The sequence below is a fragment of the Paenibacillus sp. Paensp111 genome, assembly GCF_059492195.1.
Genome location: NZ_CP168527.1, coordinates 260,557 through 277,470 on the forward strand (window position 1 = coordinate 260,557; position 16,914 = coordinate 277,470).

General features: G+C 48.9%; 13 protein-coding genes and 1 pseudogene. 6 read left to right on the forward strand and 8 right to left on the reverse strand.

Going from position 1 to position 16,914, the window contains the following annotated elements:
- The first annotated feature begins 83 nt into the window (after positions 1-83).
- Both ACEN86_RS01400 and ACEN86_RS01405 read left to right on the forward strand, forming a co-directional pair.
- Positions 84-1,400: a methyl-accepting chemotaxis protein gene (locus tag ACEN86_RS01400; protein ID WP_495632605.1), complete on the forward strand. Its 1,317-nt coding sequence runs from the start codon at positions 84-86 to the stop codon at positions 1,398-1,400.
- A 228-nt stretch (positions 1,401-1,628) separates the two neighbouring features.
- A complete protein-coding gene (locus ACEN86_RS01405; protein ID WP_495632606.1) occupies positions 1,629-2,393 on the forward strand; it encodes a prolipoprotein diacylglyceryl transferase in 765 nt (254 codons plus the stop codon).
- 125 nt (positions 2,394-2,518) lie between these two features.
- On the opposite strand, the gene ACEN86_RS01410 is transcribed toward ACEN86_RS01405, so the two are convergent.
- Positions 2,519-3,772 (reverse strand): type II restriction enzyme NmeDI-related protein, encoded by a 1,254-nt coding sequence (locus ACEN86_RS01410; protein WP_495632607.1) that lies wholly within the window; start codon positions 3,770-3,772, stop codon positions 2,519-2,521.
- Positions 3,773-3,978: 206 nt separating this feature from the next.
- On the opposite strand from ACEN86_RS01410, the gene ACEN86_RS01415 reads away from it, so the two are divergent.
- Genes ACEN86_RS01415 through arsC form a run of 3 tightly spaced genes read left to right on the forward strand, consistent with a single transcriptional unit; the run spans position 3,979 to position 6,068 of the window.
- Entirely contained in the window at positions 3,979-4,308 is a 330-nt protein-coding gene (locus ACEN86_RS01415; RefSeq protein WP_495632608.1) for an ArsR/SmtB family transcription factor, read from the forward strand.
- Between the two features lie 18 nt (positions 4,309-4,326).
- Positions 4,327-5,619 (forward strand): arsenic transporter, encoded by a 1,293-nt coding sequence (locus tag ACEN86_RS01420; RefSeq protein ID WP_495632609.1) that lies wholly within the window; start codon positions 4,327-4,329, stop codon positions 5,617-5,619.
- A 26-nt stretch (positions 5,620-5,645) separates the two neighbouring features.
- Positions 5,646-6,068, forward strand: a complete 423-nt coding sequence (arsC, locus tag ACEN86_RS01425) for an arsenate reductase (thioredoxin) (protein ID WP_495632610.1) — start codon at positions 5,646-5,648, stop codon at positions 6,066-6,068.
- 82 nt (positions 6,069-6,150) lie between these two features.
- On the opposite strand, the gene ACEN86_RS01430 is transcribed toward arsC, so the two are convergent.
- From ACEN86_RS01430 to ACEN86_RS01445, 4 genes are all read right to left on the reverse strand, one after another.
- Positions 6,151-6,951 (reverse strand): arsenite methyltransferase, encoded by an 801-nt coding sequence (locus ACEN86_RS01430; protein WP_495632611.1) that lies wholly within the window; start codon positions 6,949-6,951, stop codon positions 6,151-6,153.
- A 251-nt stretch (positions 6,952-7,202) separates the two neighbouring features.
- The gene (locus tag ACEN86_RS01435; RefSeq protein ID WP_495632612.1) at positions 7,203-8,255 is read right to left on the reverse strand and encodes a flavin-containing monooxygenase; all 1,053 of its coding nucleotides are present in this window, start codon (positions 8,253-8,255) and stop codon (positions 7,203-7,205) included.
- A 53-nt stretch (positions 8,256-8,308) separates the two neighbouring features.
- Positions 8,309-8,758: a MarR family winged helix-turn-helix transcriptional regulator gene (locus ACEN86_RS01440; RefSeq protein ID WP_495632613.1), complete on the reverse strand. Its 450-nt coding sequence runs from the start codon at positions 8,756-8,758 to the stop codon at positions 8,309-8,311.
- Between the two features lie 129 nt (positions 8,759-8,887).
- Positions 8,888-9,712, reverse strand: coding sequence for an AraC family transcriptional regulator (locus ACEN86_RS01445; protein ID WP_495632614.1), 825 nt, complete (start codon positions 9,710-9,712; stop codon positions 8,888-8,890).
- A gap of 215 nt (positions 9,713-9,927) precedes the next feature.
- Between ACEN86_RS01445 and ACEN86_RS01450 the strand changes: the two genes are divergently transcribed.
- Positions 9,928-12,102, forward strand: a complete 2,175-nt coding sequence (locus ACEN86_RS01450) for an alpha-galactosidase (RefSeq protein WP_495632615.1) — start codon at positions 9,928-9,930, stop codon at positions 12,100-12,102.
- 170 nt (positions 12,103-12,272) lie between these two features.
- Here the strand turns inward: ACEN86_RS01450 and ACEN86_RS01455 are convergent, their stop codons facing one another.
- The 3 genes and pseudogenes from ACEN86_RS01455 to ACEN86_RS01465 all read right to left on the reverse strand — a co-directional run bounded on the left by ACEN86_RS01455 (position 12,273) and on the right by ACEN86_RS01465 (position 16,788).
- Positions 12,273-14,414: a PAS domain-containing protein gene (locus tag ACEN86_RS01455; protein WP_495632616.1), complete on the reverse strand. Its 2,142-nt coding sequence runs from the start codon at positions 14,412-14,414 to the stop codon at positions 12,273-12,275.
- 671 nt (positions 14,415-15,085) lie between these two features.
- Positions 15,086-15,151: pseudogene (locus tag ACEN86_RS01460) on the reverse strand (VOC family protein); the annotation flags it as partial.
- A 245-nt stretch (positions 15,152-15,396) separates the two neighbouring features.
- Positions 15,397-16,788, reverse strand: coding sequence for a stalk domain-containing protein (locus tag ACEN86_RS01465; protein ID WP_495632617.1), 1,392 nt, complete (start codon positions 16,786-16,788; stop codon positions 15,397-15,399).
- Between the last annotated feature and the right edge of the window lie 126 nt (positions 16,789-16,914).

A 16,914-nucleotide genomic window follows, 5' to 3' on the forward strand; every position in this document is an offset into this window, starting at 1 on the left:
GCTATTTATAAATGTCCGAAAATACCGATATATACTATATATACATATGGCTCGAAAATTCTGTAACCGAGGTGTAAGACATCATGAAACTATTCGCAAAGAAAGATAAGGAAGCTTCGCCAAAGAAGGCAGTCTCCATTAAGGAGGAAGCACAGGGGCTTCAAGCGCAGGTGAAAATAGATATTCAAAGAGATCGCAACTTGAAGCAGCAGCTGGAGATCATCGGTCTCACGCTAGAGGATCTGGCAATCGCCAAGGCGATCCAGCCGCATATTGTACAGAATATAGATAAAATATACACTCCTGTCTACAACCTTCCTTTTCAGGGCATCAAGAAAGTGGTTGATATGGCGGCTATAGGTATCGACCTAAAGGGCGGTCATCAGCATTTAGCCAGCCTGTTCGGTGGAGTTATCGATGACAGGTATGCCGAAATCAGGTACGGACTGAGTAAGTTTTATTTAAAGTCTGGGGTTGAGGTAAGATGGTACCTTTGTGCGCTCCAGGCGATTGCCGACAACGTATTGGATGTCCTGTCTGAGGTGTATAAGGGCGACTATGGAAGCTATGTTCTTGCCTCCAAGGTGACCGGAAAAGTCTTCAATCTGGAACATCAGCTGAGCCTATCCTCTCTGCAGGAGTTGCAAAACGAAGCTATTGCGGCCAAGGAAATTCAAGCGAAGCAAAGCGTTAAGTCATCGATCGGTGAGATTACTGAGGAATTGGCGGCGATGTCAGAAGAAGTGGGGGCTTCTGTAACGGATACGGTAGTTCGTTCGGAGATGATTATGGCTGACCTAAGCGAAGGCCTGCAGTCCTCCATAATGACCTCGGAAGTGTCTGAGACCGGAAGAGAGCAGCTAGGTAAAGTCATTGACCAAATGTTCTCTTTGAATGAGAGCGTCAGCCACATCAGCACCAGCATAGGTTCGCTGGAGAAGAATTCACGGGAAATCGGGGATATCATGGCTGTGATTACCTCGATTGCAGGACAGACTAATCTCCTGGCTTTGAATGCGGCGATCGAGGCGGCAAGAGCCGGAGAGCATGGCCGGGGATTCTCCGTTGTAGCCTCTGAGGTCAGGAAATTAGCCGAGCAGACGAGTCTTTACTCCAGCCATATTGCCGAGCTGGTTCTATCAACTACCCAGCAAATTGAAAATGTAGTCGGACAAATCAATGAGATCCACTCCAAAACCGAGTTCGCTAATCAAAATGTGCAGGAGACGGCAAAGAGCTTTGACGCGATCCTATCCGCAAGCCTTGCCAGCAAAGAGCAAAATGAAAGAAGCAACAAGGAAATGAGCAGCTTCACGCTCACCTTGAAAGAGATCGGCGAAGCCGACATGAAGGTCGCGCAGCTGGCGGACGAATTGAATCGGACTATGCAGGAATATTAATTAACAACACACGTACAAGCAGCAACCGTTTCTCGGTAATCAGCCGGGGAACGGTTGTTTAGTCTAATTTCATTGTGTAAAAGTAGGCTCGGCCAGTGAATTAACTTATACCATATTTAGTAAATAATGATTGACACAACGAACATTTATCCTCCAGAATACAGACAGAGAACCGCCCTGTTAAGGGGCTTTTTGCGTGATGATATATCATAGAAAAGGAGAGAGCGTATGCATAATGACCTGTTCACGATCGGGCCGCTCACGATTCACGGTTACGGCTTGATGATTGCACTGGGGATCGCCGCGGCATATTCAGTTGCCGTCTATCGCGCCAAGCGCCAGCATCTGGAAGGCGATCATATCGCATCGCTGGTCATCTGGTGCCTGGTCGGCGGAATAGCAGGAGCCAAGATATTGTATTGGATGACTCAACTAAGCAGCATCGCCAAAGACCCGGCAATATTGCTGAACTTCACCGATGGCTTCGTCGTATATGGAGGTATTATCGGGGGCATCCTGGCGGGATATTTGTACTGCCGCAAGGCCAAGCTTCCTTTCATGCAGTACTTCGATCTGATCATTCCCTCGGTGGCGCTTGCACAGGGATTCGGGCGAATTGGATGTTTTTTGGCGGGCTGCTGTTATGGCCGGGAGACATCCGGTTGGTTCGGGGTCGTATTCCCGGAAAACTCATTTGCCCCAGGCGGTGTTCCCTTGATTCCAACTCAATTGATTTCAAGCGGGCTGGATTTCCTGCTCTTCTTCGCATTGGTGCTTTTCTCCAGAGTGAAAAAGGTTCACGGGCAGGTCGCGGCGTTGTATCTGCTTTTGTACAGTGCAGGCAGATTTGTGCTTGAATTCTACAGAGGGGATATCATACGCGGCAATGTGGGCGTGTTATCCACGTCCCAATTTATAGCCATGATCCTATTTGCGATCAGTATCGGGATGGTGTTGGTCTCTTTAAAGAGACAGAAGCCGGAGGCATTCTAGGCGTTCTCTAGAGGCTGATTGAAGAGTTGAAGCCAACCTGGCGATCATAGAGGTTGGCATTTTTCAACCCTAATGTGAGGTAATGTCCATATGGGTATTAAGTTCAGAGGTTCAGCTGGCAGGGTCTAGACGGACTTCGCGATTTTATCCAAGACATCAAGTCCCGAACCAAATTTGCACATGGCATCACAATGGCAGCGGAGCTCGGAGAAAAGGATATAGGAGATTGCAAGATTCGTTCCTTGTTTAAAGGCAGGCCGAAGCAATTGGGCACGAATTTCCTTTTCCCGCTTGTTTGGAGCGACAAGATAAAAACAGATTTTATTAGGGTGGGTAACGGACAGCGAAAGGTCATGAAGACGAAGTATACCCGAATAAATGGATGTACTCTTCTCGACTTCAAAGGCGCTTACAATATTACCGGACGAATCCAGCCAAAGAACATCGATCAGTGCGATAGTCTGAGCGGTTGGCTGGGGAATTTCGGGTAATCGGAGATGAGGGACGGAATATTCCCCAAGCTTTTTCCCCTTCCACTCCCGTGTATGGTCGTTCTGGGCAATCCAGACCTGATAACCAAGTGAGGTACCCAGCCGGGCTAGTTCAGCCTGCATTTCGGTATGTTCGCTGCTTTCTGCAGAGTCCTCTTCAATTTCCTTGTGCCGTTTCAAGTTGCTTTTATTCTGGCTGGTTATGATATCCTGCAGCACTTTCTCCGCATTTTCCTCCACCACATAACGTCCTGAACCCACTTCGAAGAGAAGGCCGGCAATGGCGCCTAAGTCTTTGGAGAATAGGGAACGATTCTCGTTATTCACTTCGATCATCTTCTCCCGCATGTCCAGATAGGCCATCCAAGAGCCAAGCTTGATCTTCTGATTGAACAGGAGATTAAAGCCATTAACGATGGCGGTGTTAAAAGGGGGAAAGAGGGTCGGATGCAGAAAATATAGGATATTGGCTGCTGCGGGGCCAAGGCCCTTAATTTGAAGCCGGTCCAACTTAATAATTTCTTCGAGGACCTGGTCTTCTTGCTGCGAATGAAGACAAGCTTGCAGGAAACGGCCGAAGGCCAGCTGATTCTCGTCGTTCTCATAAATATCGGGGATCCGCAGCTTGGGTTTCCAGTAAAAAGCATGGGCGGCTCCGTAAAAGATTTGTTTTTGCTCTGAAATTGCGGTCACTACGGTCTCCAACACAGAACCCTTAAAGTCATTGCCAAAGGTACGGGATTGAATGGCCTGAATGACATCTTGTAGACCTGTCTTGATGGTGCGAAATGCCTTTAACCGCTCTTCATTATGTAAGAACCAGATTTGATATACCGATTCAGGGTCGTTACGATACTGGTATGCCAGACTTTGAATAGTTGCGCTCATAGGGGCCTCCGTCAGTTATATTCGTTCCTGAAGATTAAGACTGGATAAGACTGGAACTGTATTAGTATTTAAGGCGATTATACAACATGACGTAATTTAACTATGTGTAATTTCAAACACATCTACAGAATAACGGGTACATTAAATAATCAATTGATTATATAACCAGATCATTATATAGTTATCAATGGGAAAGGAGGGATGGAATGACCATTGAAATTGGCAAAATGGCTGACATCCTGAAGCTGCTGGGAGACCGGACCAGACTGACGATTATGGCCCTGCTTAATGAGAAAGAGCTGTGTGTATGTGAAATCGTTGATTTTCTTAATACAAGTCAGCCTAATATTAGCCAGCACATGCGGAAGTTGAAGGATGGAGGACTGGTGAAAGAGACAAAGAAAGGCCAGTGGGTATACTATTCTCTGAGTGTCGGAGATAAGCCTTACGTCAATGAGATTCTCAGGCATGTGCCTTCCCAGAAGAAGATGGTTGAAGAACAGACCATCTGTGAAGATAATCATTGCTGCAATTGATACATACAGGAGGTTCCTATGATTTACGCTGCTGTACTAATATTTTTGATTACTCTGGTGTTCGTAATTTGGCAGCCGAGAGGGCTTAACATTGGATGGTCAGCGCTTGGCGGGGCTGTGCTCGCCCTGATCTGCGGGGTAGTGACTTTCACAGATGTAGCGGATGTAACCCGGATTGTGTGGAATGCGACGCTCACTTTTGTTGCCATTATTCTTATTTCGCTTATCTTGGAGGAGATCGGATTCTTCGAATGGGCAGCTCTGCATATGGCGCGGGCGGCCAAGGGGAATGGGATAAGAATGTTCATTTATGTTATTCTTCTGGGTGCGTTGGTCTCCGCCTTATTTGCCAATGACGGGGCGGCCCTGATTTTGACACCCATTGTGCTGGCCATGGTTCGGGTGCTTAAATTCGATACCCGGATGGTCCTGCCTTTCATTATGGCATGCGGATTTATTGCAGATACGACCTCGCTGCCTTTCGTGGTGAGCAACCTGGTCAACATCGTGTCGGCAGATTACTTCAATATTGGGTTTATTGAGTATACAGCCCGCATGTTTGTGCCCAATCTATTCTCGCTCGCGGCAAGTATTCTAGTGCTCTATCTCGTGTTTCGTAAAAGTATCCCTAGAGCCTACCCTGTCGATGAGCTTAGGCAGCCTCATGAAGCCATAAAGGACATGCGGATGTTCAAACTCTCCTGGGTGATCCTGGGCGTACTCTTGGCTGCCTACTTCTTAAGTGAGTTCATTGCTGTACCGGTATCTGTGTTTGCCGGGATCGCTGCGATCGTCTTTATTTTGGCAGCTAGGAGAAGTGCGGCAGTTGAACTCAGGGCGGTGATCAAGGGCGCACCGTGGAATGTGGTCATCTTCTCGATCGGAATGTATGTTGTGGTGTACGGCCTGCGTAATGTGGGGTTGACAGACCGGCTAGGTACCCTTATTGAGTGGATTGCCGGCCAAGGCCTGTATGCGTCCACTATCGGGATGGGTTACTTGGCCGCCATCCTATCCTCCATCATGAATAATATGCCAACGGTAATGATCGATGCTTTAGCGATCAAGGGAACACAGACGGAGGGTGCAATTCGGGAAGCGCTCGTATACGCCAACGTGATTGGGTCAGATCTCGGACCTAAAATCACCCCGATCGGTTCCCTGGCCACCTTGTTATGGCTCCATGTTTTGTCGGGTAAAGGGGTTAAAATCACCTGGGGATACTACCTCAAAATCGGGTTCATCCTGACAATTCCTACCCTGTTCATCGCACTGACCGGGCTGTACTTGTGGCTGCGGTTAATTTCTTAAATATAACTTGAAAAGAGGTTATTCTCATGGATAAAAAGTTAATCTATTTTTTATGTACAGGCAATTCCTGCCGCAGTCAGATTGCTGACGGTTTCTTGAGTACGCTGGGCAGCGATCGTTATGAAGTAAAAAGTGCGGGCCTTGAAGCCCATGGATTGAACCCACGGGCTGTACAAGTCATGAAGGAAGCAGGCGTAGATATCAGCAGCAATACGTCTAATGTAATTGACCCTGAGCTTCTGAATCGTGCAGACTATGTAATTACGCTGTGCGGCCATGCTGATGAGCACTGTCCTGTGATTTCTAATCGGGACGTAACCAAATGGCACTGGGGATTCGACGACCCGGCTAAGGCTACAGGTACGGAGGAAGAGATTATGAGTCAGTTCCGCCGTGTTCGTGACGATATTAAGGGACGGATTGAACAGTTTCTAGTGGAAGGCAAATAAGCTTCCCCTGATAAATAATGAACTAGGCCTGCTCCTTGAGAGCAGGCCTTTTCTCTGACAAGATACGAGGGGGTAAGGACAGTTAAGGCTTAGTCGCCTTGATCACTGCGGATACGATATAGTTGTCAATATGGGCACCGGGAACCCAGTCTTTGATAAAAGACTTCGATTCATCCTTGGGCTCTATGACCACGTCCGTGAAACCACTGTTCTTTAGCATAGCCCCAAGTTCCTCTATCGAGGAAGCGCCAGACACACATCCAGAATACAGATGTTCAATATCATTCTTAATATCAGCCGGGAGTTCCGTAGTGGTTACAATATCGGATACAGCCAGACGCCCGCCCTTCTTCAGGACGCGGAAAGCCTCATGGAACACTTGCTGCTTGTCGGGGGACAAGTTAATTACACAGTTAGAGATGATGACGTCTACCGCAGCATCTGGAACGGGAAGGTGCTCGATTTCTCCCAGACGGAAGTCCGTATTGCTGAAATGACCCTTAGCGGCATTGCTGCGTGCCCGGCTGACCATTTCTGGTGTCATATCAACTCCAATGACCTTACCCGAGCTGCCCACTTGTCTTGAGGCCAGGAAGCAGTCGAAGCCTCCGCCGCTGCCGAGATCCAGCACCACCTCTCCAGGCTGAAGAGAAGCAATGGCTTGTGGATTACCGCAGCCTAAGCCCAGGTTGGCACCTTCGGGAACCATGTTCAGCTCTTCACTGGAATAGCCCAGACGGGATGAGATCGCGTTGAAATCTGTTGGCGAAGCACAGCAGCTGTCTGAAGTACCGCATGATGACGATTGCACCTCGCTTACTGCAATTTGCTGATATCTACTCCGAACATTTTGGCGGATTTGGTCATTTGATAGGTTATTCATCTACATCGCTCCTTAATATGTAAATTAGTTAGGCAGTCCTTGATTAACAGCAAGCAGCACAGCAAGGTGAGGTCTCTGTTACTGTACGTCGCTTCAACCGTTCGAAAGAACGGGAGAGGAGGGTATTATGGGATTTCGGGGTACTCCAAGCTAGCCGAGCTGATTGTTAACTCCATTTGTCTTTGTCTCATGTGATATTCGGTGAGATACACGTGTTCATACATAGCAGGTTCTCCTTCAAAATGATTTAGTTATTGCAAAAAACGCCGCAGTTTACGGACTACAAATTTTGCGTCTTGACCAACTCCTCTCAATGTTGCAGAAGCCAAGGAGCGTTGACCTTCTAGGCCCACATAATAAACCCCAGGAACGGCTGTACTCACTCCGGCGAGCTGTAGTGGAGCTCCATGAGTGTCAAGCGCGCCTAATCCGAATAGATAAGAAAGGTTAGGCCGGTAACCTGTAGCGTAAATGACGTTATTTACGGGTTCTAAAGTTCCGTCTGCCCAAATCACTCCGTCCTCATAAAAAGAGCTGAACCTCGCTTTTTGACTCAGGCTGCCTGAATCCAAATGTTCCTTATACCCGCCCAAGTCGATAACCGAGCTTGATCTAGGTGCTGATTTTCCTAGTCGCCAGAAAGGAAAGGTGTCTATACCGGTTAACCTGAGCCAAAAATGCAAGTCTTGTCCCCATGGTCTTTGTTTTATCAGCTTTACAGGTTGCAAAACAGCTAAAGTGGTGTGGCTTACGCCGCTTAATTCGATTCCAATCTGTACGGCTGAGTTGCCTCGGCCTACTACGATATTCCTTTGGCCGGCAAACGAATTAGGCGTACGATATTTAGAAGAGTGGAGGACGTTCCCCAAGAAGGCTTCATGGCCCGGTATATCGGGCTGATATGGGCTGTGAAAGGAACCGGCCGCATTTATGATCGTTCTGGCCGAGTACTCAGTCCCGGCTTCCGTTATGACGGTGAAGAAATTCCCCTTAAGTATGTCTGTGACGCGTTCACGGGTCTGTATGGGCAAGCTGAAATGGACCGCATAATCTTGTAAATACTTAATCACCTCCTCCTTAAGTGGATAACGACTGGGGTGTCCAGGGAAGGGCAATCCAGGCAAAGTAGAATACCGCGCTGGAGAGAATAATCTTAGGCTGTCGTAATATTCAGGCCAGGAACCGCCAACTTGATCATTTGCCTCCAGAATTAGATAGTTAAGACCTTTCCTTTGCAAGTGATAGCCCGAGGCCAGACCCGCCTGCCCGCCACCAATAACAAGCGTATCAAGTACAACAGCCATAAAGCCCCTCCATAATATTATTTGTAAAATGCAAGTATTTATCAAAAAAGAAGTTACCCTAAGGGCAACGTACAGCAATTCTTTGATTTAGCCATAGCATCATTCAGCAGCTTGATGGAGCGAAGTACCGTTTCTTTCTCAAAATCGTTCATATGGGAGAATATTTCGTCCAGATAGTCCTTCATCTGTTGATCAATCAGCGTGGCCACAAATTTCCCCTCTGTTGTTAAGGAGAGAATATGAATCCTGCGGTCGGCTGAACTAGGCGACTTATTGACTAGCTTCATCTTGATCAAAGACTGAATCTGCCGGCTGAAGGTAGTGATATCGGTGCCCAAGACCTCAGCAATCTGCTGGATCGATGGCTCATGTTGACGATCAATCTCATACAGAATGTGGCTTTGTACTAAAGATATATCACAACCACCCGCACTGCAGCAGTTCTTATTCAGTAAGCCGAATCGGCGAGTCATAGTCTGAAACAGCTCGCGAACATTTTCCATGGTAACTCACCTCTTGGTTTAGTTATATAACAATAACTTGTAAAATGCAAGTAATTATTTCTGTGATTGCTATGCTAGATCATAATTTTTATTTCAGCATCGCATCAGCATGCAATCTAAAGGCAAGAGTCACTTCCTATAAAGCCGGTAATGCTTAGGGGAGAGCCCCTTCAGCTTCTTGAACACTTTGGAGAAGAGAAGAGGATCACTATAGCCGACCGAGCGAGAAATATCACCTATGGAGAGCTCGATATTTCCCATCATTTCGCAAGCCTTGTTGATTCTATAGCGAACCAAATACTCTTGGATGCTTGTATTCATCTGCTGCTTGAATAACGAGCACAAATAACTGCGATTCAGTCCTATAAAATGGGCAATATCCTCCACAGTAATTTTCTGAGCATAGTTCATTTCGATAAAATCCGTCACCTTCTCAACGTAGATCTCCGCCCGGCTTTCCTTCTCACTAGGGGGAGCGGCCGGGCCGAATTCCACAATGAGCGATAACATTAAGTACAAGAGTCCCGTCAATCTGGCTTCCTGCGCTTGAGCTTTGAGGTAATTCTTCGATTCTATCATCAATTGCAGGTACTGATCGATCATATCGTCTTTTTCATAGTGGAGAATCGGGGAGGTCTGAGTCAGTCCTGCCTGCTTGAGGAGCGGCTCAGCCCGTGCTCCATGAAAGCCAAACCAGCAATAAGACCAGGGATTGACGGCATCAGCTTGATAGTAGGTAACGGTATGAGGGCATATTAGGAACCCCTGTCCCTTTCCTAGATGAAATCTCTTCCCGCCCACCTCGAAGGTTCCTTCCCCATCTAATATATAATGCAGCAGATAATGCTCCCTCACGGCCGGTCCGAAGAAATGTCCGGGTATACACTCCTCCATACCAAACTGTGTTAGATACAGCTCGGAGTGGTGCTTGGTGCGCGGCAAATATTCTATCACTGCGGATCTTCCCCTCGTTCGTTAAGTATCTAGCACTTTGACATGTTTTGATAGTACCATGCCATGTACTAAATACGCTAAGTATAATATATTTCTTCTTAATAACACGAGCGCTATATATAAGGGTGATCAAGCTTTAACCCATATTAAGAGAACTAGAGTTAAGCCAGCATACAGCGTCGTGGAAGAAGCATTTTAAGAGAGGATGTATATTCATGGGCGTAATGGTTCAAGAGCAAACCGGGCTGTTCCATCTGCAGTCGGCCGGAATGAGTTATATGATTCAGATCGTGGATGGGTATCCTCTGCATATCTATTGGGGAGGCAGGCTAAGACACCGGGATTCCATGGCTGATCTGCTGATTCATACCCCGGCGAACGCTGGACTCGATCGGCTGCCCCAGGAATATCCGCAGTACGGGAGCGGAGACTTCCGCAATCCGGCGTATCAAGCGGAGCTTGAGGATGGAACACGTGTTACGGAGCTGAAATATGAGGGATACCGGATTATAAAAGGAAAGCCATCCTTATCCGGGCTTCCGGCTGTATATACCGAGGATGAGTCCGAGGCGGATACCCTGGAACTGGAACTGCAGGATGCCTATTCAGGCCTGAAGGTCGTTCTTAGCTATACGGTTTATGCGGATCGTAATGTGATCACCCGCTCAGCCCGTCTGAGTAATGCGGGGGACAAGAGCCTTCGGCTTCGCCGTGCTCTAAGTGCCAGTGTGGACTTCGCGGGCAAGGCTGATCTGGAGATGATCTATCTGCCCGGAGCATGGGCCCGGGAGGCTAACCTGGTCCGAAGACCGATCCATCAGGGTGAAACCCGGATCGATAGCAAAAGAGGCATGAGCAGCCATCAATTCAACCCTTTTGCGGCATTGGTTACTCCGGAGACAACTGAGAACCATGGGGAGGCATATGGCTTCAGCCTCGTGTACAGCGGCAGCTTTGAAGCCGGGGCGGAGGTGGACTCTTTCGGTTCCACACGGTTTAGTATGGGCCTTAACTCTTTTGACTTTGCTTGGCTGCTCAGTCCGGGAAAGAGCTTCCAGACGCCGGAGGCCGTCATGGTCTACTCCGGTCAGGGACTCGGGGACATGTCACGGACGTATCACCGCTTGTACCGGACGCGGCTGTGCCGGGGAAAATACCGGGACGAAGAACGGCCTATCCTGGTCAATAACTGGGAAGCCACTTATTTTGATTTTAATGCAGACAAGCTGGTCTCGATCGCGGAAGAGGGCGCGAGACTTGGGATTGAGCTGTTCGTTCTGGATGACGGCTGGTTCGGCAAAAGGGACTCCGACAACTCCTCCCTTGGGGATTGGTACGAGGATCGCCGGAAGCTGCCGGGCGGGCTGGCGGATGTCGCGCAGCGCGTGAACGAGCAGGGCCTGAAGTTCGGTCTCTGGTTCGAGCCCGAGATGATCTCGCCGGACAGCGAGCTGTACCGGAAGTATCCGGACTGGTGCCTCCATGTTCCGGGAAGAAGACGCAGTGAAGCCAGATGGCAGCTGGTGCTCGATTACACCCGTAAGGAAGTGCGTGATTACATCTATGACTCGCTGGCTGCTATTTTTACGAGTGTGCCCGTCTCCTATGTGAAATGGGACATGAACCGCGCCCTGACGGAGATCGGTTCCGCGGCTCTGCCGCCGGAGCGCCAAGCCGAGACGGCCCATCGCTATGTTCTCGGATTGTATGAACTGCTGGAGCGCATCACTACGGCATTCCCGCATATTCTGTTCGAGAGCTGCTCCAGCGGCGGCGGGCGCTTCGATCCCGGCATGCTGCACTATATGCCGCAGACCTGGACAAGCGATAATACGGATGCAGTAGAGCGGCTGAAGATTCAGTACGGCACGAGCCTGGTGTATCCAATCAGCGCCATCGGGGCGCATGTGTCGGCTGTGCCGAACCATCAGGTTGGACGGATGACTCCGCTTGAGTTCCGGGGAGATGTCGCCATGTCCGGGAACTTCGGCTATGAGCTGGATCTGACGAAATTCACCGATGAGGAGAAGGTGATCGTGGGGCGCCAAGTCTCGGCTTATAAGGAGATCCGCGGCTTGGTTCAGAAGGGAGACTTGTACCGGCTTAAAAGTCCGTTCGGAGGGAACGAGACGGCCTGGATGATCGTCTCGGGAGACCAACAAGAGGCTATCGTCTATTATTTCCAAGTGATGGCCGTACCGAACCCGCCTAAGCGAAGCTTGCGTCTTGACGGACTTAATCCGGAACTTGAATATGAGGTTCAGCCCGGACATAACGGAGAGACGTCCATCCACGGAGGAGACCGGCTGATGCAGCTAGGCCTGCCCCTTGTCTACGAGCAGGAGGACTATCAAAGCGGTTGGTTCAGGCTTCGGGCCGTAAGGAGCTAAAGTGCAAAGAAGTCCAGGAACAGCCAGTTCCTGAACATCCAATTGATTGAGTTAATTACGCTAAGCCCCTTTTTAATCAAAAGGGGCTTTTTCGCGTAGCTGCTGAATTGAGGGGCAGTACAGTTCGCCGCCCGAGGCGAAAGAAAGGTCATCTCCAATCCGTCCAGCTGCTAATGCTGGGTGGGGAAAGTGATGGTGACCGATGTGCCGACGTTGACGGTGCTGGTGACCGAGAAGGTGCCGCCGTGGCTTTGGATAATGCGGCGGCTGACCATAAGCCCGAGTCCGGTGCCTTTTTCTTTCGTGGTATAAAACGGCTCGCCGAGCCTTGCCAGCCGGTCCTTCGAGATCCCGCACCCCGTATCGCGAATCACAATCTCGATTGCATCAGGGTCTAATCTGCGGACGCTGACTTCAATGATGCCTCCGCTTGCGGTCGCTTCGAGCGCATTTTTAATAAAGTTGATGAGCACTTGCTTGATTTGGTTCTGGTCACATACGAGCAGCGGCAACTCGTCGTCCATCGAAACTTTGACTTCGATGCTTTTCAAGATCGCCTGCGTACTGAGTAAAATGACGGTTTGCTGGATCAATTGCCCTATATCCTTCGGTATACGCTTCGAAATTTGCGGTTTAGCGAGCACAAGCAGCTCCGATAAAATATCTTCGATCCGGCTCATTTCTTCCGAAATAATTTCGAGATACTCCTGCTTGGTTGGCTTCCCGGACTTCATGAGCTGCAAAAATCCTTTGATCGCGGCGAGCGGATTGCGGATTTCATGTGCGATCCCGGCAGCAAGCTGGCCCGAAACGGACAACTTCTCCGAGTTGATCAGCAGATTCTGCGTCTTTTTCCGCTCTGTGATATCACGTATGACCGTGTAAATGGCAGCTTCTCCTTTAAAAACGGTCGGCATCGATTTCGATTCGACATTGATGATTGACCCGTCCGCACGAATCAGCTTATGCTCAATCAACTCGACGGTTTGGCCGCCGGCCACCTCAAGCAGCCTCGCTTCGATCAAATCCCGATACTTCGGGGCGATGTATTGGATGAAAGGTTTTTGCATGACCTCAGACTTATCGTTGCAGCCGATCAGTGCTCTACCGGCTTCATTAATAAACAGCCATTGCTGCCCGCGGGTAATGATGACCATATCCGGAGAGTCTTCGACAATCCGCCGGTATCCTTCTTCTGCTGCAAGCCGCTCTGTAATATCGCGGGCGATTGCAAGAAATTGGACGATTTCTCCCTGTTCATCGCAGATCGCTCGTATTTTGTTCTCCATATATACGATATGACCGTCTTTATGCATGTTCGGGGCAGTTACGAGCACCTCAAGCGTGTCTTGGAAGGGAGAGGAATTTTCAAATTCCCGTACTTCGTTTTGCTCCCATTGATTGCCGCCGTAATGACCAATCACTTCTTCAGGTTTGTACCCGAGTACTCTTGTAATCGCAGGCGATGTGTACTGGACAATCCCGTACTTGTCGGTAATTGTAATAATATCTTGAGAGTTCTCCGAAATCAGGTGATACAAATTCTCTACCCGCGCCAGCTGTTCGCTTTTTAACTTATCGTCCGTAACGTCCTTCACGATACAGAACAACGATTCGACCTTGCCGCCGCATGTAATCGGAACAAACGTTACATTAACGCACAGCGTACGCCCGTCTTTGTGAAGATAAGACATTTCGAAACTGAGCTGCTCCCCTCGTAATGCCAATTCAAGCTGCTGTTGGATTGAAGGGTAGTTGTGCATCTGGATCGCGTGAGGATTAGCGAGAAGCTCGTCCGCTGTATATCCGGTTAATTTCTCGCATGCCGGACTGATATAGACGAGCCCGTTCGATTGAGAGTATAAGAGGACGAGTTCGGGATGGTTCTCTAAAATCGAATGGAATCGTTCTTCATATTCCCGCAACTGCTGCTCCAGCCGTCTCTGTTCCGGGATTTCGTGTATCTCAACGAGAAAATGCTGCATGACGCTGTCTGCCATAGTGATATGCAGCTGCGTCCATATCATACGGCCGTCTTTGCGGATGAACGCCTGCTCCGAGCGCTGCGGCTGCTGAACGTCTTGTTTGATTTGCCCAAGCAGCTCGCTGGTTGCGGCCTCTTCGCCGTATCGCATAACTTCATGAAAAGATAGCCGCAGCAGGTCATGCTCCGCATAACCGAGCATCCCGCAAAACGATTCGTTAACCATTAAAAAAGCGCCCTCATTGGAAACGACCGCCAGACCGGCCCCGGCATGTCGGAACCAATGGGCGAATAGGATATCCCTCTGTATCTTTGAGTCTACGGACATAACGTTCGTGACCCCTCCTCACTTAAGCTTCATCTTGAGGCCCATCGTCACTTCGGAACAGCAATCGTCGATTCTCTGGTGGCTATACGATGTGGGATCACGATGCACTGCAGCCCAACTGAATATAAGCCGAGATCGACTGAACAGAGGGGGAGACGTAAGTTCCGAAGGACGATGTCAATAAATCTAATTATGCAAGATCATCTGGAATAAGGCAGCCGGGCTCGTCCATCTGGCTCATGACACAAGAGAGCGCTACCATATCAACGATCGCGATCAGAGCCGTTGGCTGCTTGGACAAGTTCTATGAAAAATGAAGTGGAGCGCGGCATCGTACGCCGGCGATATCTGTAAACGTAGTCGACATAAGATGAACTAGAGCGAACGCTAGATTAAAGTGGTTCTATTGAGAGTGAAGTCACAGGCTGCTACTTAAGCAAACGATTGCATCTCACTGCCGAACGAACCTGAAAGAGGAAGTTGCTTAGACTTTTTTTTTATAGTATCCCATTTCAAAAAAATAGGCAATCTTTACAATTTTCAGGAGGGAGGCAGGTGCCCAGAATGGATAAGCTTGTTCAGTTTAACTGATGATTTATTATCTGAATTTAGAAACAGGCACTTCTCCTATTCAAGGAAAGTGCCTGTTTATTTGCGGTAATCCAGCTACCTCCGTAGAACTTTTTGGCACGCTCCATGTCATCTACATGAATTTCAAAGTGAACTATTCTACCCACGCTGCCACTCCGCGGAATATCTTGTGAATCATATCATTCTTCTGTCTATGATACGCGTTTCCTCTTTGGCATTCTACCTTTCAAAGAATAATGAGAGTGAGAGAATGATCAGAGAAATGGCCCATATTCTTACAGATTAATGGTTCTATAATAAGTTCCTGAGATCGTTAACATAACAGAAAGAATTGAAACAACAATTAAAATCTATTCAATTCTATGTGATGGACTCTGTACAATCACCACCATTAGTTTTTACTCAGTACGATCGACACATCGCCCTCAGCCGCCTTCCACTCCACAGCAGCTCCGAGAGCTTGTGATAGAAATCTCAGCGGTACGTAGGTCTTACCATCCACATAGATTGGTGCCGCGCTCATCAACGATTGCTTTCCATCTATGGTTGCCGTCTTACTGTACACGGTCAGCCAAAGGGTCCGCTCGCCCCGTGAAGCGTGGATTTGGCCATTGTTGTAATCCACCTTGGCACCGAAAGCCTCGAATAGCTCCCTCATCGGTACAAGCAGCGATCCGTCACGCAGTATAGGTGCGGATGTGAGCGGTAGGTTGGCACCGTTCCAGCTGACAGTCAGCTCATGCTGCACAGGCAGCACCTTGGGGGATCCGTTAAGGGGACTAAAGTTCATAGTCAATTTCGTTTTGCCCCATTGCCATACCTTGCCGCTTTTATCCATGGCCAAGCCGCTGTTGATCGAACGGGCCACAGCTTTCACGATATGGCTCAGTCCCTTTAGCTTAATGGAAGAGCTGGTATTGTCGGAGTTCCAGGAAGTAGTTGCCCACACCTGCCCCTTTGAATCGGTCACGAGACTGTCCAATTGCGACTCGTACCCTGCATCAATGGAACGGAAGGCAGAGTTGTGTGCGATCTGCTGCAGATTGCCGCCATTAAAACCATACCAAAGGCTTCCATCACCCGCGAGTACGAACACGGCACCACGATTTGCAGACATCGCGTTCTCGGATATAGATACCACTTTGCGGTTACCTGGAAGTCGGTAGCTATTCGCCCCAGAATGTACATTATCCCCGTAATAAAACTGCTCAATAAGACCATTCTTGCGGGCGAAGGCAAGATCTGTATTGATATCAGCATCAACGATGTCATGGGTAATCAGGATAGGCTGATCCAGCAGCGGATCCCGGGCCCGGTAATCAGAGCACATATCTTGGACAAGCTTTGAGTTCGCCGCGATGGCCACCTGGCAGCTCTGTCCCCAAGCCCACAGATTGCCGGTGTTATCCAGTGCAAGGCTGCCGGCATTGCTGCTCGAAATCTTGCGAATACTTGACAAGCCCTGCACCTGGTAGCTGGTAGAGGAGCCTGGTTTCCATTCCCATACAGTTCCGTCCCGCTTTAGCAGCAGCTTGGGGGTTATCTTCACAGCACCTGGGACGCTTGGTCCGCGTGTGGCTGGCTCGTTGCCGTGCCAATACCAGACTGTTCCATTCCTGTCCAGCGCAAGCCCGGTTCCATCTCCCTCAGCCGTAAAGTCAATGTCCACAATTCCGCTGAGTGCCCTTCCTTCACCGGGTGCGGGACTGGCGGCATAAGCGGCGGATGCTGATGAAGCTAGTAACATCAAGCTTAGTGACAGATAAGCTAAAAATTTCCTCACAAAAATTGAACCTCCTCTAAGTAGTAGTATCTATATAGACTTCCACATGTGGTAAAAGTTTCAATTTTTTTTGCCGATTTTCCCGATACCAAGAGGGTGTAGACACTTTTCATGGGGATCTAGTTA